Below are 20,399 nucleotides of genomic sequence, written 5' to 3'. Positions count from 1 at the left end.
AATGGTTGATCAAGACAGAATTATTAAGATTAACATCGAGGAGGAAATGAAATCGGCATACATTGACTATTCAATGTCTGTTATTGTTTCACGCGCCCTTCCGGATGTTAGGGATGGTTTCAAACCGGTTCATCGTCGTATTTTGTTTGGAATGAATGAATTGGGTAATACATCCGACAAACCTTATAAAAAATCTGCGAGAATTGTTGGTGAAGTTTTAGGTAAATATCATCCACATGGCGACTCGTCCGTCTATTTCGCAATGGTTCGTATGGCACAAACATGGTCGATGCGTTATACGTTGGTCGATGGACAGGGAAACTTCGGTTCAGTGGACGGTGACAGTCCTGCCGCTATGCGTTACACGGAGGCAAGATTAAGTAAACTTGCCGAGGAAATGCTCCGGGATATCGAGAAGGATACGGTAGATTTTCAGTTGAACTTCGATGACACACTGAAAGAACCGACTGTATTGCCGACCCGTATTCCTAACCTGCTGGTAAATGGTGGTTCTGGTATCGCAGTTGGTATGGCAACCAATATGCCGACACACAATTTGAGTGAAGTACTCGACGGATGTATTGCCTATATCGACGCTCGCGGAGATATTGATGTAGAAGGATTGATGCAATACATCAAAGCGCCCGACTTCCCGACTGGTGCTACAATTTACGGATATGCCGGTGTAAAAGAAGCATTCGAAACCGGTAGAGGACGTATCATTCTTCGTGGTAAAGCAGAAATTGAAGTAGAAAATAATCACGAAAAGATTATTATCACTGAAATCCCTTACCTTGTTAATAAGGCAGAACTGATCAAGTATATAGCCGACCTGGTTAATGACAAGCGTATTGAGGGTATTTCTAATGTAAACGATGAGTCAGACCGTAACGGTATGCGTATCGTCGTTGACGTGAAACGTGATGCCAATTCAGGCGTTGTACTGAATAAATTATATAAGCTGACTGCCCTGCAATCTTCTTTCAGTGTAAACAATATCGCTTTGGTTAACGGTCGTCCGAGACAGTTAAACCTGAAGGATATGATCAAGGCTTTTATTGAACATCGCCATGAAGTTGTTATCCGTCGTACCCGTTTCGAACTGAAGAAGGCCGAAGAAAGAGCGCATATCCTGGAAGGTTTGATCATTGCTTCTGATAATATCGACGAAGTAATTGCTATCATCAAATCATCCAAGAGCCCGAACGAAGCCATCGAACGTTTAATGGAACGTTTCTCTTTATCGGATGTTCAGGCACGTGCAATCGTTGAAATGAGACTTCGTCAGTTAACCGGACTGGAACAGGACAAACTGCGTGCAGAATACGAAGAAATTGAAAAGTTGATCGCCCGTTTGAAAGAGATTCTTGAAAATGAAGATGTTCGTATGGACGTTATCAAAGGAGAATTACAAGAAGTAAAAGATAAGTTCGGCGACGAACGTAAAACAGATATCGTATATGCTTCCGAAGAACTGAATCCTGAAGATTTCTATGCCGATGATGAGATGATCATCACTATTTCCCACATGGGATACATCAAACGTACGCCGCTGAGTGAATTCCGTGCACAAGGACGCGGCGGAGTAGGAGCGAAAGGCTCGGTAACACGCGACGAAGACTTCGTGGAATATATCTATCCGGCTTCTATGCATGCCACTTTGTTGATCTTTACAGCAAAAGGCAAGTGCTACTGGCTGAAAGTATATGAAATTCCGGAAGGAGCTAAGAATGCAAAGGGTAGAGCCATCCAGAACTTATTGAACATTGAAGCGGATGATAAAGTAAACGCCTTTATCCGCGTGAAGAAGCTGACTACCGACACTGAATTTATCAATTCACATTATCTGTTGTTCTGTACCAAGAAGGGTGTTATCAAGAAAACATTGCTTGAAGCATACTCACGTCCGCGTCAGAATGGCGTAAATGCGATCACATTGCGTGAAGACGACGGCCTGATCGAAGTATGTATGACCAACGGAGACAACGAAGTACTGATTGCTAACCGTAACGGACGGGCTATTCGTTTCCACGAAAGTGCGGTTCGCGTCATGGGACGTACTGCTTCCGGCGTTAGAGGTATGACATTGGATAATGATCCTTCCGACGAAGTGGTAGGTATGGTATGTATCAAGAATAAGGAAACCGATACTGTACTGGTTGTATCTGAACAGGGTTACGGAAAACGTTCGAATGTGGAAGATTACCGAATGACTAACCGTGGCGGTAAAGGTGTCAAGACGATCAACATTACTGATAAAACAGGTAAACTGGTTGCCATCAAGAATGTGACAGAGGAAAATGACATCATGATCATTAACAAGTCAGGTATCGCTATCCGTATGAAAGTAACAGATCTGAACGTCATCGGCCGTGCAACTCAAGGTGTTCGCCTGATCAACCTGGGTAAACGTAATGATGAAATAGCCTCGGTATGTAAGGTATTGTCCGAACCGGATGAGCAGGTAGATGAAGAAAGCGCTGAACTGGATGCTCAGAATGAAAATAATGAAGAATTAATCGGTTTTGATGGATCTGAAGATATCGCAAATGATACTGAAGAGACAACAAATGAATAATTTAAACAAATAGAAATATTAATCTCAAATTACTATCACAATGAAACGATTATTATTAACAGTTGCACTATGTGTTGCAGCATCATCTGCCTCTTTCGCTCAAAAGAAAGCCGTTAAGGAGGCGCAAGGAATAGCAAAAGGAGACAAGGCAGACTTCACTGAAGCAAGAGCCTTAATCAAAGGTGCTTTGGAAAATCCTGAAACAAAGGATGACGCCCAGGCATGGTATGTTGCAGGTTTTATCGAAGACCAGCAGTTCAGTGCTGAAAGAACAAAACAGATTTTAGGACAACAGCCGAATGAACCAGTTATGTACGAAGCATTAGGTGCTATCCTTCCTTATTTCAAGAAGGCTTACGAACTGGATCAGCTTCCTAACGAAAAAGGTAAAATCAAACCTAAATATTCTAAAGACATTAAGAGTATTTTAGGTGCTGACCATGTATATTTCTTTAACGGTGGTGCTTACTATTTCGATCAGAAGGATTATAAGAAGGCTTATGACTTCTTCAACCAGTATCTGGAAATCTCTGAACTGCCTATGTTCGAAGGAACTCAGACTGCTGAAAAAGATTCTACTTTCATGACTGTTCAGTTCTATGCAGCTGTTGCAGCTACTCAATTGCAGGATTCTCCTATAGCAATCAAAGCTCTGGAACGTGCAAAAAGTTCAGATTTCAGACTGAATGATGTTTACCAGTATTTGTCTTACGAATACAAACAGGCTGGTGACAGTGTAAACTATGTTAAGACTCTTGAAGAAGGTTATGCAAAATTCCCCAATGAAGAGTTCTTCCTGATGAGTTTAATTGACGCTTACATCCAGTCAAGTCAAAACGAAAAAGCAATAAGTTATCTGAATACTGCAATTGCACAGAAACCTTCTGATAGTCAGCTGTATCATGCATTAGGAATTGTTTACGAAACAGGTATTAAAGATTATGCAAAAGCAGAAGAAACATTCAAGAAAGCTTTAGAAGTCAATCCGGAAAGTGTTGAATCGATGTCTGCTTTGGGACGTATATATTACAACCAGGCTGTAAACAAACAGGGTGAAGCTAACATGATCAATGATAGCAAGAAATATCAGGAAGAATTAACTATTGCAAAAGATCTTTTCAAACAAGCTCTTCCTTATTTCCAGAAAGCTCACGAAATGAAACCTAGCGAATCAGAATATATGGTTGCTTTAAGAGGTATCTATTATAATCTGAACATGGGTCCGGAACTGGAAGCTATCGAAGCTGAAATGAACAAATAATAATCATTTCATTATATATAAAAATAGCCGTCTCTGTTGAGATGGCTATTTTTATATATATACTCGGGATCAGCTATTTTCTATCAGTAGTGATACAGCCCTTTACAGATAAGGGATAATCGTTATATAAATACCTGTAATAATTGCAGACGTAATAACACCTGAAATATTAGCACCTAACGCATCACCTAAAATGAAAGAGTCCGGGTTCTCTTTACTTACCAGTTTCTGTGCTACTTTAGCAGTAGTAGGAACACAACTGACAGCAGCAATACCGATTACCGGGTTATAATTTCCGCGTTTAATGAAATACATGATATATCCGCCAATGATACCTCCGATACCAGACAATAACAATGCAGTAATTCCTAATACCAATAATTTCAATATCTTGGGATCGAGTAACAATTTAGCATCACACAATACACCCAATAACAGCCCCAGCATGAAAGTCGAACCATACAATAACGGACCACTGACAAAATCATAAATATGCTTCATGCCTGATTCGCGAACGGCAACACCCAGGAACAATGAAAAGAAAAGGGGAGAGGCCACAGGGAATAAAAAGCATAAAACAGCACACAAAATAACAGAAAAAGCCAGTTTAACTTTAGCATCGTAGTTTTTGGGAGGTTTTGTAGTGGTCATTTTTATGGCACGCAAACGCTGCGGGATCAGGAGTTTGACCAGATAAGGATATCCTCCGTAGGTCAGTCCCAGATATAAATAAGCAACAACAGTAATAGGAACAAATAAATGTTTGGCCAGGATCAGGGATGTAAACAAAACCATCGGACCATCTGCACCGCCAACCATCGCAACAGAAGCGCTCTCACTTAAAGACAAACCAAAAGCGCTGGCAATAGGTAACGTCAGAAAAGTTCCCAGTTCCGCACAAAGAGCCAGGAAAAGACTGGCAAAAGGCTTCTGAAGCAGAAAGCCCACATCCAATAATGTTCCAATTCCCATAAACACAAAACAGGCAATCAAGCCATTACTGAAAGTCAGCGTATATACGGGTTGAAGAAAATCAATCTGCATTGTATTCATCAACTCGTCTGTATCTGAAAGCATAGGATCCAGGAATAAATTACCTAATACACCTTCCGGCATGATTAAAGTACCACAATTGATTGCAACCATTCCTAATCCCATCGGGATCATAACCATCGGCTCCAGGACTCCTTTCCAGCCTAAATAAACGAGTAGGCCGCCAAGTGTAATCAAAAAAACACGCGCAACAGCCAGTATCCATCCACCGGCAACCATTGTTCCAAAGCCTTGGAACAAACTAAAAAAAATCAACATTTTCCATATCTGTTTTTATTTTTCGATAGAAGGATTCTCCTTTTTGTTTGTATTGTTCTTTCTCATTAGCTGTTCCTCTTTTTTGAGGTACATAATGCGAGTATCCTGTGGATAATAATAATCCATCAGATCCAAATGAGAAGCGCCATGACTTACGCCATGATAATATCCGGACGGTTTTATGTGGAGAAGATCGCTGTTTACACCACGACGGAATTCTTCGCGTTCGTCATCAGTCACATCTTCTTCATTATTTACCACATCCAGCCCTAATATTTCACCAATTTTGGCACGCAATTTATTTAGTTTGCCGAATTGCATCAGTTCATCACTGTGAGAATGGTGAAATTCCAGGGAGTCGGCCCAAACAGCAATAAGCTTGATTACACCGGCAACAACAAAACCGATAATGAAGGTCAGAGCCATCATTTCAAGGGTTGAAAGTAATAGACTTAACATAATTATTTAATTTAAAATCCAATATAATACCTTAATTAGGTACATGATTAGTCATTATCTGCCAATTCACGTACAGACAATAAAAAAGAAAGATGTTAAACTAAATAATTATTTTCCGCAGTACGTAGACCCAATGGCCTGATCGTATACGAAGAGTGGAGAATTTTACTGATTGTGATATTAAAAATGTTTCAGATACTTTATTCAGAATATTTTGTTCCTTCTGAAGAAACAACTCCAAAAGACGGGTAGTCACTTTAAACGGACGTTCGCATCGGGTTGGCAACACCTGGCTACGAGTAGTAAGACAATAGACTGAATGATAGCTTTGACTTAAATCATAATTCTTTAACTCGTCCTGGAATGGATGTTTTTCCTTACTGCAGACAAAAGTCGTTTTCGCAGGAGACAAAATATTTTCATCTTCAGTCTTTATCTGCATATTCAAAAGAAGCAGAAACAGAAACGATACTATCAACAATACTTTTTTCATCGCGGTGCGAAGTTAGAATAGTTATTTAACATACAACATAATTTTGTCAATAAAAGTTGAAAATAATTTGCGTGGGATAGTCCCAGGATAACTTCTTATAATTCTATTAAACATAATCGTAATTATAAAAAAAATAGTAACAGAAAGATATCAGGAGCTATTCAGGCATAAAAAATCCGTATATAACTTCACAGTTACATACGGACCAAACAAATAACAAACTCTACTTATATGAAAAAACAAATACTACTAACATAATTATTACAGAATCTTTTTTCAAGCTCTGTTTATCATTATAACAATGATATGCTTTATTTGGTTCTTGACTACAGAATAATTTTCTGCTATTTTTTTCTGGGGTTATTAAACGATCCCTGAAAATTATCTCTGTAGAGAACTTTATTTTATTCGATATTATAACAAAACGTCATTTATTTATGTTCCGGAATCATATACTAATAAATACTAAAAAGGCATGTATGTATCTTTTTTGATACTCTACATGCCTTAAACTCTCTCTGTATTATACTTTTCAAACGAAAGCAATATGCATCTCCATATATCTGTTATTCGGTCTGTTAACGAGATTTTCCTTTGCGATCTTTTCGCAATCCTCAATATCCATACCATTTTCAGGAATACTCCAGTACCACAACATAGGTGCTTTTTCTCTTTCAGCTGTTTCCATTTTTTTCCATTTTAAATTCAACTTCATCTATGAGACAGAAAAAAAGAAAATACCCCTATCAACTCACAGACTTTTTTTGAATGACAGATGCATTATTTTGTTTAATCGTTTTTTCCAGCATCCGGAGTTAGCTCCTGTGTTAAAGAATCGGCTAGTTCTTTATTGTATTCTTTGAGTAAATCAATATCATGTATATCACTGATATCGAGTATTTCACGAATTAATTCAACTTTACCATTTTCCAATTCAGTGCTAGGTATCATACTTTTGTCGTTTTAGATTGATTAATATTGTTTTAACTTTCATCTAACAATATTAATTTCACATTGTTCACATACACAATCTCTTTTAACGAAAAAAGGTGATCATCGTTAAATAGATGACCTCCTTTCTCTTATAACTGAAATAAAATTTTATTTAGCTGCTTCGATAGATGCTTTTCTAAATTCTTTCAGTAACTTTTCAAGTTCCAAAGAAGCTTTGCGAGCACGTGTACCTGCTGCTTTGTTACCATTTTCAACCTGTGCATTAGCATTTGTGCTAAATTCCCCAATCGCTACATTAATTTTGTCTACTAACTCTTTCATTTTACTTTTGATATTTCTTATTATTAAATCGAAGCACAAAAATATAAATAATTATATCATGGGCAACAAAAAATTGACAAAACATATCTGTTCAAGTGCTGAATATTAATAAAAGACCTATTAAACAGCACTCTCCTACTTATTTAAAGCCTCCAGTAACTGTTTGCCAGGTTTAAATTTAACACTTTTCCGGGCTTTTATGGTTACAGGCACACCGGTTTTTGGGTTACGACCAGGACGTTCGGTCTGTTGCCAAAGGGTGAATGTGCCGAAATTCTGGAAAATAATGCTGTTGTCTGTCAGAAGCGCTTCTTCAAAAACTTCTTCCAATGTGTGGATAAACCGTAATGCCTCCACTTGCTTAATAGACATTTTGCTGGATATTTGTTTGGATAGTTCTACTTTATTCATATCTGTATTATTTTAATTCTCTTTTAAAAACTTACTTCATTCTCTATTGTATCTACATCATCGAATACGGCAACATTGCCATCCGTAATCTTCACACGGAGATCAGCACTGTTAGCTCCTTTTATATTGATGGTCAGATCATAATGGTGATCCCGTTGGATGTTATAATTATTTGTCAGGTTATCACCCAGGTAAAAACGATATTCGACTTTTATCCCATTTGCGTGGCTACTGCTGTACTTATAGGTGCCCTTTAAAGTAAGATACGTACAACCGGTCAGTTTACCATCCGGAGTTGAAGTGGTAACAGACGTACTGCCAGGACCATTGGATTCTTTGTTTTTTCCTTCGAACGATTCGGAAAGACCCAATCCCCGGAGGTTTTCCGGCATATAAAAATCAGCAGACGCCCCTGAGGTAGAAGTTAATGAACTAAAACTCTGAGCATCTAAATTCATTGTGGTAGCACTTATGGTTTCCGGATACAGGCTATTACTATTTCCCCCTCCAGCCGTATATAGAGCTATTATTTGGGGAATATTGGTGATCGTAGCAGTCATATCCGACAAAGATGCAGCAGTTGTAGCATCCTTAAATTGAACTTTAACAGACACTTTGGCATAAGTCCTAAATAGCCGAGACACAAAAACGACCTTTTTATTATCTTCCGTCCCCTCGGAAGATGCTGTTGCCGGATTATATTCAGAGGGCCCGGATGTTAATAACGTAGGTCTTGAACCAAGTGCTTCTGTAAAATTTACTGTTTTAGCTTTCAAATCGGCTTCAGTTCCAGTAAAGCCTTCCAAAAGACTTTTCTCCCCATTAACGATTATATAAAAATGGCTAGACATATCAGAAAACTTTTCTTCATCTGAGTTTGTATCTGTATTGATCCTGACCATATAAAGATTTTCCTGAACAAAATCCGTATCATTGTTTATGTCATCTTCTTTATAAACGCTTCTTATTAAATTACCGGAAACGTCATATTGCAATATCCAAACATTATTAATGTTAATTTTATCATCTCCAATAGTTGGAGTTATTGGTGGATCGGCTTTAGTCTTCACACTGATCGATTCCGGCAATTTCAGGCAAAACTGGAAATTGCACATCTTGCCGTGATCCGTATTTTGGGGGTCTTCCGTTGCTTCACATCCCGCAAACAGTAGTGCAAATGCTAGTGTAAACGATAATAAAGAATATTGTATACTTTTATTTTTCATACCCATTAATTTAAATTATTCACCGACCTCGTCTGTCGACTGGTCTACTTTCGTATAATCAAGTAATGATATAGTGATATCGCCCGGATTCAATATACCGAAGAAAGTCAGTGTGAACTCGAATTTATATTGCATTCCCTTCAATAATGTTTTTGAGGTCGTGGCAGTATATGTAAATATACCCTCCTGGATACCAACGACGCCTTCTTCCGTATAAAATACTTTCAATGTAATTATAAACTCAAGAGGCTGGCTGCCATCAACCGGCAGTAACACTATCGGATCATTATTCTTATGAGGTTTACTCCAGGCATTCACCGTATAAGAAAAATTCGATACTGTATATGAGTCTGTATAGCCAGCCCCCGGTCGCCAGTCTTTTTCCCCTAAATAATAAGTTAAGGGAACTGATAAGTTTTTTATCTCTATTTTCTGAACTATCAAATCACTTATTTTAACAGGTGATTCTTTCGCTTTTACCCACAGATCTACTTTTGAACCTAGACGGACAAACGGTCCTGTCATTGAAACCTCCATTTTATTATCTCCGTCATTTTGCGGTTGCACGACCAGACCTTTGATCTCGTTATACATGAAATCGTAACCATTACGTACTTCTATTTCACCCGCACTGGGATCGGGAGCCGTTTCACTGTTATACGAAATAAAGTAAACGTCATATTCACCGCGATAAAGAGACATATTGCCGTCGGCTGTTTTATCATCTGCTATCGTACAGACACTTTTGCCAAGCGGTTCCGGTAATTTTTGTGTGGATGCATCCACAGCTGTTCCGGCTTTATAAGCCAGAACAGTGAATTTTGTACCGGGATCGAGGTCTACCAGAGTGGTAGCACCCAACGCCTTCGTTAAAGAAGCCTCATACAGTTTAAATGAGAGTTCAACCGGTTCTCCCTCTCCTTGCGGCTTCTGCCTGTTGTCATTATCCGGTAATCCCGACGTACATGCCAGCATCATCAGGGCCAGACAAACCGGTAAAAGAATGTTTATTCTTATCTTCATAATCTTTCTGCAATTCGTTAAATACCAATATTCGTATCCTGGCTGGCATCGCTTTTCCAGTCTTCCACCTTAAAGTTTTTCAATATCCCACCGATTTTGTTGACTGTGATGGAGTACATATAATGTTTGCCCGCTTGCCATTGGACAGGAGTAGCGGAGGCCGTTTTAAAGGTGCGCAATTCAGTACTGCCCTCGCTGCCGACTGCTACAGTCAGGCTGAAAGAAAGTACCGATTCGGTCGCACTCATCGGAGCCATCAGGCAGGATACGTTCGGGGAAGACAGTGAAGTAGACAGTTCTTTCGAACCGTTCAACGTAACGACAGACGTAGAGACCAGACCGTTCAATACCCCATCCGTCAACTGCATGCTGCCTTCGCCGACCTGCAACTTATTTGTATTACTCTGGATACTAATCTGCTTCAAATAAAGGCTTTCACTAACATCGGTCTCTTTGTCTATCCTGAAACTCACTTTTGCCAACGCATGATTCATCGTCAACGAAATAGCACGATTCGTCTGGGTAATCCCTGCCTGTTTTGTGGCATAGAGATAATCTGTTTGCTGGCTTCCGGTAAAGTCGAGCTGCTGGGTCTCATCTGAATCGCTTCCTTTTCTGACGGATACCGGAATGGTCAGGTTGCTGCCGGATGTTATATCCGCATCCGGATAACAGGCATAGACGTCAGCACTCCCATTTGCCGTTGTTATCTCCACTGAGGCTGTGCTCGACCAGCTTCCGTTACTTTGGGTAAACAGCAAAGTAGGTGTCGATGTATTATAGGCGGTCAGCGCATCGGCATTGGCCACATATAATTTTACCTGATTGATGGAAGTCACGATTCCACGGGTCTGTATTGTTTCCGCCAATCCGACCGAAACCAATTGGAGAGCGGAAGAAGACGGTTCGCCGTTATCCGGCAGGCTGTCCGTGCATCCGGCACAGGTTGCCAATAACGCTGTTAATGTATATAAATTCAATTTTCTCATATTCTTTTATGTATTAAGTTGCATTTAAGTCTCCCCCGGATTCCGCACTACCGTCAGAAGCAAACGGAGTCACATTTACACTGTTAAGTATCAACTTATTCGTAGATGTAAAATTGTATATGTAATTATTAGCGGCTTCCAGCTTGATGCTCGATTGAGCATAAGATTTATCTATCCCCCCAGCAGAGACGGTTATTTGGTAAACAGTCCCGGCGTTAGCACGGATAATACCGATATATGTATGATTTGTTCCGGAAGCCGTTACCGGCAAAAGCTGGATGGTCTCATTGGTTCCGCCGTCAGTACGCAGAGAATTTCCTTCCAACTTAATGCCGTTTCCGGTCGTAATGCTCGCATACTCCACATTAATCGTGATCTTGGCTGCCGCAGGGGCAAAGACAAAGTCGACACGGTTGCCGACAGCTGCTTTTGAAGAGATAAGCTGGTTACTTTCCCAAAATGCAGTCGGGGTCGTCTGATCCTGTTTTATCTCACTGAATGTAGTCGGAAACGAAGCCGTATAGGTCTCGTTTTCGGTAGTAATGGTGATACCATCTCCTCCAGTGTTGGGCAGCCATTTCGAAGTGCTTCCGGAGTCACTATACTTATAAACCGTAGCACTACCACTTGCGGATGCCCCCGAATAGATATTGATCTGGTCGTTTGCAACGAAGGTCCGTTTGTCGTAGTCTGAGTCATGGGCATCGGTCGCCCGTGTTACCGAGGTGGCTATTTCTGCTGTTACTTCCAGCGGACGGCCTATTCCTGTCTCTTGTTCTCCGGACGTACAAGAGGACAACAGGAGCAGCAAGACGGCTATCTGTATGCCCAGTGATCGTTGTGTTGTGTTTATTCTTTTCATATCTGTTCTTTTTCTATGATAATGATCCGGTATGAGTTTGATTCGGTGTCCACGGTTTTATTTCGCTGCCGACAGGCACCAGGATATTGTTCTGGATAGTAAGCGTATACTCATACTGCGAACCGGCTGTCAGCGTGCAGCCGGACAAGGTCGTTTTATAAGTTACATTCTTGTAGGTAACGTTGACGGTAATATCCGTAGAGGTCCCTTTGGGATAAACGATGCCGTGCCAGGTATAGTTGTTGGTATCCGGACGGTAAAGCGTTACGATCTCCTGTACGCTTCCCCCTGTCAGCAATCCCGGCGCCTGCACCTGAATACTAAAATCGCCCGAAAAGGCAGGGCCACCCTCTGCCGGTTTAAATATCAGCGTCAATTTCGTATTTACATGTTTGAATGTGAAATCAATGGTTTCGCTGCTTGCCGGTAATATCTCCGTTCGCAGCAAATTGCTTTTTAAATAATTGGTCGCAACGCTTTGTGAAGATTGAATGCTGGTGTAATTTGCCGGATATACAGCCTGATAAGTAGCTCCCGCCTGCAGGGCAAGCGCCTTGCCGGACGGCGGTGTCCAGATTCCGGACGACAACGTATATTCTATTACATTGTCCGCTACTCCTCCATATTTTTTTGTGATCCGAATCTTATCGCTATTAACGAAGGTACTCCGGTCATAACTATTATCTGCGGCAATCGTTTTACTGCCGCTTTCCGTCAGTATTCCGCTGAAGCGGTCTATCGATGCCAGTACTTTCACAGGATTACCCTCCCCGGCAGGCATAAGGATTGTTTCATCCGAACAGCCGGATCCGATAGCTGCCAGCCATACAGCGGCCACCAGTGCCATGTTTTTATGTATTGTTATTCTTTTTCTCATCATATTCTCCTTTCATCATTTAAAAACCATTCGGGCGAAGTGTACCGTTCCCGGTAACCTTTTGCCATCCGTCTATTGTTATGTCTTCAACGACAATGGCCCTATCGGATAAGATCAGACTATAGGTATAGCGATAGCCCCTCTCCCATTGCATCTGTTGAAAATTGGCAGCTTTGACAATCAGGTGGCGTTCATTTGCCGTATCTGTCGTTTTCCCGAGCACGATGGTCAATGAAACATCTGTTGGTTTGCTGGCCAGCGGAGCGACCAGGCCATAACCGACTATTGCCGGAGTTCCATTCTCACCACATTTAACGGCTGTGGTCGTTGGGGCAGGAGTGAAACTTAATACTCCTGTTCCAGCCGTTACGCCCAGGGTACCGTCTTTTAGTTTCATCGTGGTCGTTGCACTGTTTGCCGTAGCGGCAAATATGTTTGAAGCAGCGTTGAGCGTGATCTTCTTAACATAGTCGTAATCGTTATCGACCAGACGTCCCGAAGCACTTTGCAGCTTAAACACGATCTGCGCCAATGCATGTTGCAGATGAATAGTGGGCGAAAAAGCCCCCTCGGCATTGCTGGCTGTGATCGATGTCTTGCTACCGATATCGCTTGAACCTGAACCGTACAGATAATCAACAGTGTTGCATTGCCAGCTATTTTCGCCGTTGAAAGTCATATCGGTCGGTATCGTTACCTCAATCGTATGCTCATCGCTGGTCGTAGAAGGATTGAACGTTGCATCTGAGGGACTGAAAGCGAAAACACGTGCCTGAAGGTTGTAAAGGTTTACGGCAGGTGCACCTGCCCAGCTCAAGGTTCCTTCACCTTTGGCTTTGAAGAGGGAAAGTCCGTCTTTCAATTTGTTATCCGGATCTTTCACACCCTGGTAAAAAGGATAACCAGCACTTTCCGTTACATAAAGCATGACAGAGGATATTTTATCTTTACCAGTTACGGCTTCCGACGATTCCAGGCCGTTCACGACAGAACGGGTCGACGGTTGACCGGTATAGAAACGGGGTTGCAGCAAAACTGTTTCTCCCCGGTTACCGGAAGGGCCATTGTCTGCCCCATCCTCTCCGACCGTGCAAGCGGGCAACAGGAGAAACAACAGGTACCCCAGGAAGACACACTGCCGTAAAGGTGGTGCAGCCAGACAAATGGATTGTTTGTTTTGTTTCATATTGATTCTATTTTTATTTATATCGTTATTATTGATGTATCAAATGTTTGTATCGGGAATCTGGGCGGCATCCTGCCAGCCGACGACATTAATTCCCGACAGTTCGAGACCGGTCGGTTTAATCGTTACCGTGTAGGTGTAGATTTTACCTCTCTCCCATTGATTGGTACAAGCCACCGACATCGGTTTTCCATCAACAGTCAATGAAATGGTGCCTGACAAAGATGTTTCTTTACAGGGTATAGCATAGTTCGTAATGGTCAGTGTAGCACTTGCATTGGTTGTAGCCGTTGCAGACGTCAATGTGTACTCATATGACTGATCGGTAGCGGAACTGCCGGTGTTATCCAGGTCGAGCAGTTCACCGTTTGTTAGTTTCATGCGGGTCTTGTTGCCCAGCACAGGTATTTTAGAGGTGTATTTTACAGAGGTGACTGCGGCGGCTCCTTTGTAACTGTTTTCTTTCTTTATGACAAGACGGAGTTTGGCAAAAACATGTTTCAGGCCGATGCTGACTATTTGGCCAGGGCCTTTGTTTCCGTTCGGCATACTGTTTCCGTTGTTGGCGTAAGGTTGGTTTTCCTGATAAGTATCGTTTTTGTATTCGACACCATACATGTAGTCGTTTTCCGGTTGGGTAAGGTCTACTTGGTTGCTAGCGGCAGTCTTCGAACTGATATATTCAATAGCTGCAACCGGCACAGGAACGGTCGGAACCGGATCGGTTAAAGTGGTTGAACCTGTTAACGGATCGTTCTTAATATCGCTGTTCCCATTCGCCGGAGCGGGATGGCAGGAGAAAATGATTGCTTTCTCATTGTTCAACCAGATGGTCTGGTCGGTCGGCATATTTTCCGGTTCGAGCGAGGTGATGCCATTCGCTGTTACAGGTTTATATTTTCCGTAAATACCTGCAGGGCGAACACCGTAGGTCTGTTCGGTCGTTTCAGCGTTGACGGCGTAGATACCGACGCTAGTCAGATCGGAAGCGTCGTCGATAGCGGCACGCGTCAGGGACACACCGGCTACACGCAGGGTAAGGCTTACCGGACTGTCGATATTTTCTTCCTTCGAACAGGAAGTCAGAAGGGAGATCGTCAGGATGGGTAATAACAGGTAATTATACGGTTTCATAATCTTTTATTCGTTTAATAAATTGTTTCGTTTCTTTCTTTATTTACGGTGAACTGAGGGTATCGATTTCCCCTCTCGAGAGGGGAAAAGTTACTCTCAGTTCCTAATTGACAGGGAGTTCTCCGGTTGTTGCACCATTCCCCCAGCCTTCTACTGTTATGCTGGATAGGGTTAATTCCTTACCACTTAGTTTGGCCGTGTAAAGGGTGTTTGTGCCTTTTGCCCAATTTACAGTGCCGGCAGAACCTAACGGGACTGTATATTCAGCACCATCAATTGTAAATGTTGCCTGAATATTCGCTGCACTGGCAGTAGTACTGGGTAACACCAAAATGCTGAATTTTTTTGCCCCCTGTTTTGCTTCATCTTCCGAAGTAGCAATAGTCGCTGAAGGCAAATTTCCTTTCTTTATAATAGTATATCCTCCATCAATAAAACGGTAATAATTAGCAGCAATGGCAGCATTTTCCGTGATGCTTCCGTCTTTAATCTTCATTGTTGGATTCGTCCCTTTACTTAAATCTTTATTCGTACTTGTATTACTTAATTTTATCTTTGTCAGGCTGCCTGTATTGGCATATGTTCCGTCATTATAAATCCGAAAACTGACCATGGCTAAAGCGTGCTTCATTTTCAAAGAAACCTCATTGGCATTTGCAGTTGGAGTACCACTGGCTTTTTTTCCATTACTGGCAGTTGGCTGATCTGTCTCACTGTCTGATTTTACAGCATACATATAGTCTACTTCACCTGGAGCAGAGATGATTTTACCTTTATTAGCTGTATTTTCGCTCCAAGTAGAACTATAAATTTTATCCGCGTTATTAATATCTGTAGGATATTTGTTGTTTGCATCACCGCTATCACTACTCTCAAAAACGGAAATATCAATCGTTGCATTAGCGGAAGGCGATGCTTCTTTGATTTTTAACGCGGTGCCGCTAGTTTCCATTACACCATTGTTGGGTTTATATGCCGGATGATACCCATAGATCGTGGCAGTCTCGTTAGTCAGATAAATTTTATCGGTACCGGTATTTGTCCAGTTTCCACTTTTCGTATATAGCGCATAATTGTTGCCAGTCGTGTATGAAGTTGTTGCTCCTACTGCATACACAACAATACTTTTAAAATTGGTATCATCGGTACCTTCGTTTATCGCACTCTTCGTCAGCGCCACCCCGGCAGTGATGCCCAGTTCAACGGCGTCCGGGTCGTTGGAGGGGTTGTAAGGGGTGTCGGGGGTATCCTCGTTGCTGCAACTACCGGCAGACAGGGTAGCCAGAAGCATCAGGTAAACAGGTAATTTCGTTTGTTTCATTTCGTTCGTTTTTTATACTTGTTGTTTTTATTTCTTAAGGTTATTCAACCAGATTCAGATCGTCGTTTTGTATCACCGGAACCCATCCGGATACAGTAACAGAAGAGATACCCAGTTCCTTGTCACCTATATTCAGGGTGATTTCGTGAGAAGTTCCACCGGCAAAAGACAGATTTCCTCCGTCTGATTGAGGGGTGATCTCAAGGTCTTTGAATGTCCCGATGGAGGTTTCGACTGTCAGCTTATAAGCATCGGAAGTGCCGGTAAGCGGCGGCAAAAGCAGGGAACCCGAAAGAGGTGTTGCTGTCGTACCGCTGATCTCTGTTCCACCGTCCGGGAGTTCCAAAGACAACTCACCGCTACCAGAGAAAGAGGTTTCACCATTGGTTAGAGCCAGCGTGACACTGTTTGTTGTCGTAACGGTTATCTTCTTGACTTTCACGCTTAAACCACCGGTTACTTTCTTCATTGCTTTAAATGTCAACTGCGTAAGCAAATGCTTATAAGTGAGTGGAACAAAATGATTCCCATCCCATCGGCTGCCAGAGATTTGAGAGGCATACATCAGGTCGGTCTGGCCGGTAAGGGTGTACGTAACCTTACCATCATTATCGCTATACGAAGATGCTTGGGGAGCCACGGCAATCAGGTAAAGCCAGTCTCCGTTTTCCGGGTAAGTAGGGTTTCCAGACAATGGAACCGTACCGTTAGTCTGTACCTCCGTGTCTATCTTCCATTCTTTTGCATTAACCGGAGAAGTGAGACCGGTGTAATCACCGCTGCGCATAGAGGCAAAGACGGTGGTGGCGAAAGCCTCGGTGATCGTCTGATCGGCTTTCGTTTCCACTGTCGCATTCCCCTGGGCATGCAGTTCGATCGGGACTTGTTCAGGCTCGGAGCAATCCGAGTCTGAACAGCCTGATACCAGCAATAATGCCGGGAATAAAAGCAGATATATACGTTGTCGCTTCATTCGCTTTTTGTTCGTGTTTGGCGGGATTATTGAATAGTGACTTGTCCGGCAGCACCTGGCTTCCAGTCAGTAACCTTTGCAGATGTGGTAATTTTAGTTGCCCCTGCTGCTGCTGTCGGAGGAGTAATTGTGAATGTGATTACATGAGAAGCACCTTCTTCCGTAGCTAAATTTGATCCACTGCCATTTTGTACTACCAGATTATTGTATGATACAATCGTATCATCTACGGATAAAGACAAATTAACCGTTACGCTGGATGCATGAGCAATCATGATTGGAACACTTGGATCGCATACATTTGTTGTCAATGCAGTATTGCATCCTGCAACTGTGATTTCACCGACTGTTTTCCAGTTTACCTGACCATTGCTGAAAGTTAATGATTCCGGTACTTTAGCGTTTTGAACAGTAATACTTTTTACACTAACATTTTTATTTACCCATTCAGTTCCTGCCAACTCTTTAGAAAGCTTTGCAACAAAAATAAGCTGGGTTGTTTTGTGTTTAAAATCTAAAACAATCCCTCCTGCTGTGGGCGTTTGTGCAGATCCGGCACCTACTTTTCCGGCATACATCACATCCTGAGAACCATCTGTTGTAGCAAATGAGACTTTGGTCGCATCTACAATACCTTGGGGAGAAACCCCTAAGATTGAAGCTTTGGTTGTTTCAGCACTTACAGGATAGTATAATGCCGGAGTCAATGTAATTTCTCCTGCTGTACCACTTGCTGTAAATTCTGCATTAGCGATATTGGCACGGTCTCCGTCACCAGCAAACTTATTCTCATTATCCAATGTGTTTTCCTTTCTCGGAGTGAAAGAGGTAAAATCAGGACTCTCGCCATCAGCCATCAATATAACAGCTTGCATGCTTACTCCTGGAACAACCGCCGCTTTTGTCTCTACTCCAGCCACCTTTTGACTGATCTGGACTGGCACCGCATTTGTCACCTCGCCATTGCCGGTTACTACATTCTCTTCGTCATTTGAGCAGCTTGCCATTATCAGGGCCAATGCTGCCATACTTACTAAACTCTTTTTCATTTGTTTTACTTGTATAAATTAATAATGTGTGAAATATAAATTCTATCGTTGTTTGTAAGGATCTACCGTTACGCCTCCCTGGTCACCCGGATTCCAGTCGGTCACTTTGACGGTGACTGTTACCTTGATGTTGTTTTCAGGTTCGGGATCAGGCGTGTCCGGTTCATCCGGGATATCCGGATTATCAGGCTCGTCCGGGTCGTCGGGTATATCCGGCGTGTCGGGGACTTCCAGCGAGATCTCTACCTCGTAGGCGCTGCCACCTTCACTACCACCCGCTTCAAACTTAACGGGAAGGTTTTTGAACGTCTTGTCGTTCGACGGATTGCCGTCCACATTCAGCACCAGGTCGAGCGTTAGCGTCGCTTCCGGTTGTACCAGGACGTAGCCGGGTAATGTCACGGTTCCGTTGGTGATCGGAAAACCACCGGTGCCGGGATCGGTATATACTATTACCGGTCCGGCATTTCCCAAAGGTTCTATCGCTTCCGAACCGAGGTCGACAACCGCTGTCGAGGCAAGGCCATTGATATGGACTGAGCGGATGCGGTAACTGTCGGTTGTTCCTTTCAGTTTCAGTGTAAAGTTCAGTTGCGAAAGCAGGTGGCGGTATGTGAGCGGTGTCTTTACGGCATCGAACTGTTCGGTTATCGAGCCGCTTTGTTCTACCGAAAGCATCAGATCCTCCTGTCCGGTAAGGGTATATTCTACTTTGCCGTTGTTGAGTGGGGCTGCTGGGTAATAGCCACGCAGATAAACGGGCGAACCGTCGGCCGGATAATAGCGTTCGGGAGACAGGACGATTTCGTTATCGGTAGCTTCTCCTTCCCAACTGTCGGAATATTGCCCGGCTGTGTTTCCGGCTGCAATATTGACGGGTGTACCGTCGAAAGCATCGACGGTGGCACGGGTACGGATACCTGTATATAAATGTATAGCGACTTTGGCGATTTCCTCCGGGATGGTAACGGCCAGGTCGAGGGTGTCGGCACCTGCTTCAGTTGCCCGGTAGAGCTGTGACGAGACATCTTCACTGTAGATTTGCTTTTTCCCGTCCGTACCTTGCCAGGATAATGTCAGAAGATGGGTGTCGCTCGATGTACTGGGATCGACGTCTTCCGGCCAGGCGATACCGAGGATACCGGCTGTTGTGCTGTAAGCCTTCTGTGCATCGGGAGCCGGAAGAGTCATATCGAGGGTCGCAGAAGATGTTATCATTCCTGTCGCCAGATTTACTCTACCGGCAATGCCCTGCAAGGTAGCATCCAGCGAACCGGCGATCTGTCTGCCGGGGGCCGTCACCGTGAGACGCAGTATCTTACGGATATCTTCGGGTTGAAGGGTCAGTTCATTCGTCTTTCCTTCGGTAAGGGATATGCCCGAACGGCTGGCTACATAGACAGGAGTGTTCAGCGCAGGCATTATTGTTGATCCTTCAGGGACACGAACTGTTGTGGTAGCCGTGGCAAAGCCGTCGGTACCGTCTATCGTGACCGCTTCCGGATCGTCGGTCGTGAGCAGGGCGTCATACTGTCCGGCAGGCAGCCATTTATCGAGTTTGCCTGTCGCATTTGCTGCGTCGAACCGGCTTTCGAGCGGTTCCGTCAGTCCGTCGCCAAAGATGCGGAGAGACAGTGCCTGTGCGCCGGGGTTTTCGACCGTGACGATGAGTTGTCCCTCCCCTTCATGCTCAGGTTCGGGTTTGTCGTCATCATGACAGGCGGCCAACAAAACGAAGGCGGCAGCCAGCAGGAACGGTTTAGCAACTAAGTTATTCAGTCTCATATTTTTTGTTTATAAATTATTCGTAGACACACGAAAAGCGGCACGACATCCTCCGGGGATGCCGTGTAACGATCGGTGCATCTGTTTTATTTATCGTTTACAACAGATGCGATTGATAAAGAGGGAAGAAATAATGGGCCAATGTGGCAATATGCCAATGGAGATAGCAATAGGTTCAGAATTTGT

At 43.0% G+C, this 20,399-nt stretch carries 19 protein-coding genes; 2 read left to right on the top strand and 17 right to left on the bottom strand.

The genetic code is table 11. The features are described 5' to 3' along the window. The first annotated feature begins 1 nt into the window (after nucleotide 1). Nucleotides 2–2,578, top strand: coding sequence for a DNA gyrase subunit A (gene gyrA, locus DWW91_RS26510; protein WP_122329345.1), 2,577 nt, complete (start codon nucleotides 2–4; stop codon nucleotides 2,576–2,578). A gap of 40 nt (nucleotides 2,579–2,618) precedes the next feature. Further along, entirely contained in the window at nucleotides 2,619–3,839 is a 1,221-nt protein-coding gene (locus DWW91_RS26505) for a lipopolysaccharide assembly protein LapB (protein ID WP_007656617.1), read from the top strand. 102 nt (nucleotides 3,840–3,941) lie between these two features. On the opposite strand, the gene DWW91_RS26500 is transcribed toward DWW91_RS26505, so the two are convergent. The 17 genes from DWW91_RS26500 to DWW91_RS26425 form a co-directional block, all read right to left on the bottom strand. Then, nucleotides 3,942–5,150 (bottom strand): sodium ion-translocating decarboxylase subunit beta, encoded by a 1,209-nt coding sequence (locus DWW91_RS26500; protein WP_122329344.1) that lies wholly within the window; start codon nucleotides 5,148–5,150, stop codon nucleotides 3,942–3,944. Nucleotides 5,151–5,165: 15 nt separating this feature from the next. After that, a complete protein-coding gene (locus DWW91_RS26495) occupies nucleotides 5,166–5,609 on the bottom strand; it encodes a hypothetical protein (protein WP_007656613.1) in 444 nt (147 codons plus the stop codon). A 1,025-nt stretch (nucleotides 5,610–6,634) separates the two neighbouring features. Further along, on the bottom strand, nucleotides 6,635–6,790 hold the full coding sequence (locus DWW91_RS27930; RefSeq protein WP_007656609.1) for a hypothetical protein: 156 nt from the start codon (nucleotides 6,788–6,790) through the stop codon (nucleotides 6,635–6,637). Between the two features lie 101 nt (nucleotides 6,791–6,891). After that, entirely contained in the window at nucleotides 6,892–7,053 is a 162-nt protein-coding gene (locus DWW91_RS27925) for a hypothetical protein (RefSeq protein WP_007656601.1), read from the bottom strand. A 150-nt stretch (nucleotides 7,054–7,203) separates the two neighbouring features. Then, entirely contained in the window at nucleotides 7,204–7,377 is a 174-nt protein-coding gene (locus tag DWW91_RS26485; protein WP_007656600.1) for a hypothetical protein, read from the bottom strand. 135 nt (nucleotides 7,378–7,512) lie between these two features. Beyond that, nucleotides 7,513–7,788 (bottom strand): HU family DNA-binding protein, encoded by a 276-nt coding sequence (locus DWW91_RS26480; RefSeq protein ID WP_007656599.1) that lies wholly within the window; start codon nucleotides 7,786–7,788, stop codon nucleotides 7,513–7,515. 23 nt (nucleotides 7,789–7,811) lie between these two features. Then, nucleotides 7,812–9,014, bottom strand: coding sequence for a DUF4906 domain-containing protein (locus DWW91_RS26475; RefSeq protein WP_233584588.1), 1,203 nt, complete (start codon nucleotides 9,012–9,014; stop codon nucleotides 7,812–7,814). Nucleotides 9,015–9,029: 15 nt separating this feature from the next. Then, nucleotides 9,030–10,037, bottom strand: coding sequence for a fimbrillin family protein (locus DWW91_RS26470; protein ID WP_122329342.1), 1,008 nt, complete (start codon nucleotides 10,035–10,037; stop codon nucleotides 9,030–9,032). A gap of 17 nt (nucleotides 10,038–10,054) precedes the next feature. Beyond that, nucleotides 10,055–11,026 carry a fimbrillin family protein gene (locus DWW91_RS26465; protein WP_048317881.1) on the bottom strand — a complete coding sequence of 324 codons (972 nt, stop codon included), beginning with the start codon at nucleotides 11,024–11,026 and terminating at the stop codon, nucleotides 10,055–10,057. Between the two features lie 13 nt (nucleotides 11,027–11,039). Continuing rightward, entirely contained in the window at nucleotides 11,040–11,888 is an 849-nt protein-coding gene (locus tag DWW91_RS26460; protein WP_122329341.1) for a hypothetical protein, read from the bottom strand. A 13-nt stretch (nucleotides 11,889–11,901) separates the two neighbouring features. Further along, nucleotides 11,902–12,768, bottom strand: coding sequence for a fimbrillin family protein (locus tag DWW91_RS26455; protein WP_233584587.1), 867 nt, complete (start codon nucleotides 12,766–12,768; stop codon nucleotides 11,902–11,904). A gap of 16 nt (nucleotides 12,769–12,784) precedes the next feature. After that, nucleotides 12,785–13,951, bottom strand: coding sequence for a fimbrillin family protein (locus DWW91_RS26450; protein WP_122329339.1), 1,167 nt, complete (start codon nucleotides 13,949–13,951; stop codon nucleotides 12,785–12,787). 39 nt (nucleotides 13,952–13,990) lie between these two features. Continuing rightward, complete coding sequence (locus tag DWW91_RS26445) at nucleotides 13,991–15,085, bottom strand: fimbrillin family protein (protein ID WP_122329338.1); 1,095 nt, start codon at nucleotides 15,083–15,085, stop codon at nucleotides 13,991–13,993. Nucleotides 15,086–15,188: 103 nt separating this feature from the next. Continuing rightward, the gene (locus DWW91_RS26440; protein WP_122329337.1) at nucleotides 15,189–16,406 is read right to left on the bottom strand and encodes a fimbrillin family protein; all 1,218 of its coding nucleotides are present in this window, start codon (nucleotides 16,404–16,406) and stop codon (nucleotides 15,189–15,191) included. Between the two features lie 40 nt (nucleotides 16,407–16,446). Beyond that, complete coding sequence (locus DWW91_RS26435; RefSeq protein WP_122329336.1) at nucleotides 16,447–17,379, bottom strand: fimbrillin family protein; 933 nt, start codon at nucleotides 17,377–17,379, stop codon at nucleotides 16,447–16,449. 26 nt (nucleotides 17,380–17,405) lie between these two features. Then, nucleotides 17,406–18,428 (bottom strand): fimbrillin family protein, encoded by a 1,023-nt coding sequence (locus DWW91_RS26430; RefSeq protein ID WP_122329335.1) that lies wholly within the window; start codon nucleotides 18,426–18,428, stop codon nucleotides 17,406–17,408. A 42-nt stretch (nucleotides 18,429–18,470) separates the two neighbouring features. Beyond that, a complete protein-coding gene (locus DWW91_RS26425; RefSeq protein WP_122329334.1) occupies nucleotides 18,471–20,213 on the bottom strand; it encodes a fimbrillin family protein in 1,743 nt (580 codons plus the stop codon). Nucleotides 20,214–20,399 lie beyond the last annotated feature (186 nt).

This window comes from Parabacteroides sp. AF17-3 (assembly GCF_003635445.1).
In the GTDB taxonomy this organism is placed as follows: Bacteria; Bacteroidota; Bacteroidia; order Bacteroidales; family Tannerellaceae; genus Parabacteroides; species Parabacteroides goldsteinii.
This window is presented reverse-complemented; position numbering and strand designations above follow the sequence as displayed.

What these genes read in the sequence shown, in the direction of transcription:
- DWW91_RS26450 (WP_122329339.1), bottom strand. Translation starts at nt 13,951, where the DNA reads ATGAAACAAAACAAACAATCCATTTGTCTGGCTGCACCACCTTTACGG.
- DWW91_RS27925 (WP_007656601.1), bottom strand. Translation starts at nt 7,053, where the DNA reads ATGATACCTAGCACTGAATTGGAAAATGGTAAAGTTGAATTAATTCGT.
- DWW91_RS26435 (WP_122329336.1), bottom strand. Translation starts at nt 17,379, where the DNA reads ATGAAGCGACAACGTATATATCTGCTTTTATTCCCGGCATTATTGCTG.
- DWW91_RS26465 (WP_048317881.1), bottom strand. Translation starts at nt 11,026, where the DNA reads ATGAGAAAATTGAATTTATATACATTAACAGCGTTATTGGCAACCTGT.
- DWW91_RS26505 (WP_007656617.1), top strand. Translation starts at nt 2,619, where the DNA reads ATGAAACGATTATTATTAACAGTTGCACTATGTGTTGCAGCATCATCT.
- gyrA (WP_122329345.1), top strand. Translation starts at nt 2, where the DNA reads ATGGTTGATCAAGACAGAATTATTAAGATTAACATCGAGGAGGAAATG.
- DWW91_RS26430 (WP_122329335.1), bottom strand. Translation starts at nt 18,428, where the DNA reads ATGAAAAAGAGTTTAGTAAGTATGGCAGCATTGGCCCTGATAATGGCA.
- DWW91_RS26500 (WP_122329344.1), bottom strand. Translation starts at nt 5,150, where the DNA reads ATGTTGATTTTTTTTAGTTTGTTCCAAGGCTTTGGAACAATGGTTGCC.
- DWW91_RS26485 (WP_007656600.1), bottom strand. Translation starts at nt 7,377, where the DNA reads ATGAAAGAGTTAGTAGACAAAATTAATGTAGCGATTGGGGAATTTAGC.
- DWW91_RS26445 (WP_122329338.1), bottom strand. Translation starts at nt 15,085, where the DNA reads ATGAAACCGTATAATTACCTGTTATTACCCATCCTGACGATCTCCCTT.
- DWW91_RS26480 (WP_007656599.1), bottom strand. Translation starts at nt 7,788, where the DNA reads ATGAATAAAGTAGAACTATCCAAACAAATATCCAGCAAAATGTCTATT.
- DWW91_RS26455 (WP_233584587.1), bottom strand. Translation starts at nt 12,768, where the DNA reads ATGATGAGAAAAAGAATAACAATACATAAAAACATGGCACTGGTGGCC.
- DWW91_RS26460 (WP_122329341.1), bottom strand. Translation starts at nt 11,888, where the DNA reads ATGAAAAGAATAAACACAACACAACGATCACTGGGCATACAGATAGCC.
- DWW91_RS26475 (WP_233584588.1), bottom strand. Translation starts at nt 9,014, where the DNA reads ATGAAAAATAAAAGTATACAATATTCTTTATTATCGTTTACACTAGCA.
- DWW91_RS27930 (WP_007656609.1), bottom strand. Translation starts at nt 6,790, where the DNA reads ATGGAAACAGCTGAAAGAGAAAAAGCACCTATGTTGTGGTACTGGAGT.
- DWW91_RS26425 (WP_122329334.1), bottom strand. Translation starts at nt 20,213, where the DNA reads ATGAGACTGAATAACTTAGTTGCTAAACCGTTCCTGCTGGCTGCCGCC.
- DWW91_RS26470 (WP_122329342.1), bottom strand. Translation starts at nt 10,037, where the DNA reads ATGAAGATAAGAATAAACATTCTTTTACCGGTTTGTCTGGCCCTGATG.
- DWW91_RS26495 (WP_007656613.1), bottom strand. Translation starts at nt 5,609, where the DNA reads ATGTTAAGTCTATTACTTTCAACCCTTGAAATGATGGCTCTGACCTTC.
- DWW91_RS26440 (WP_122329337.1), bottom strand. Translation starts at nt 16,406, where the DNA reads ATGAAACAAACGAAATTACCTGTTTACCTGATGCTTCTGGCTACCCTG.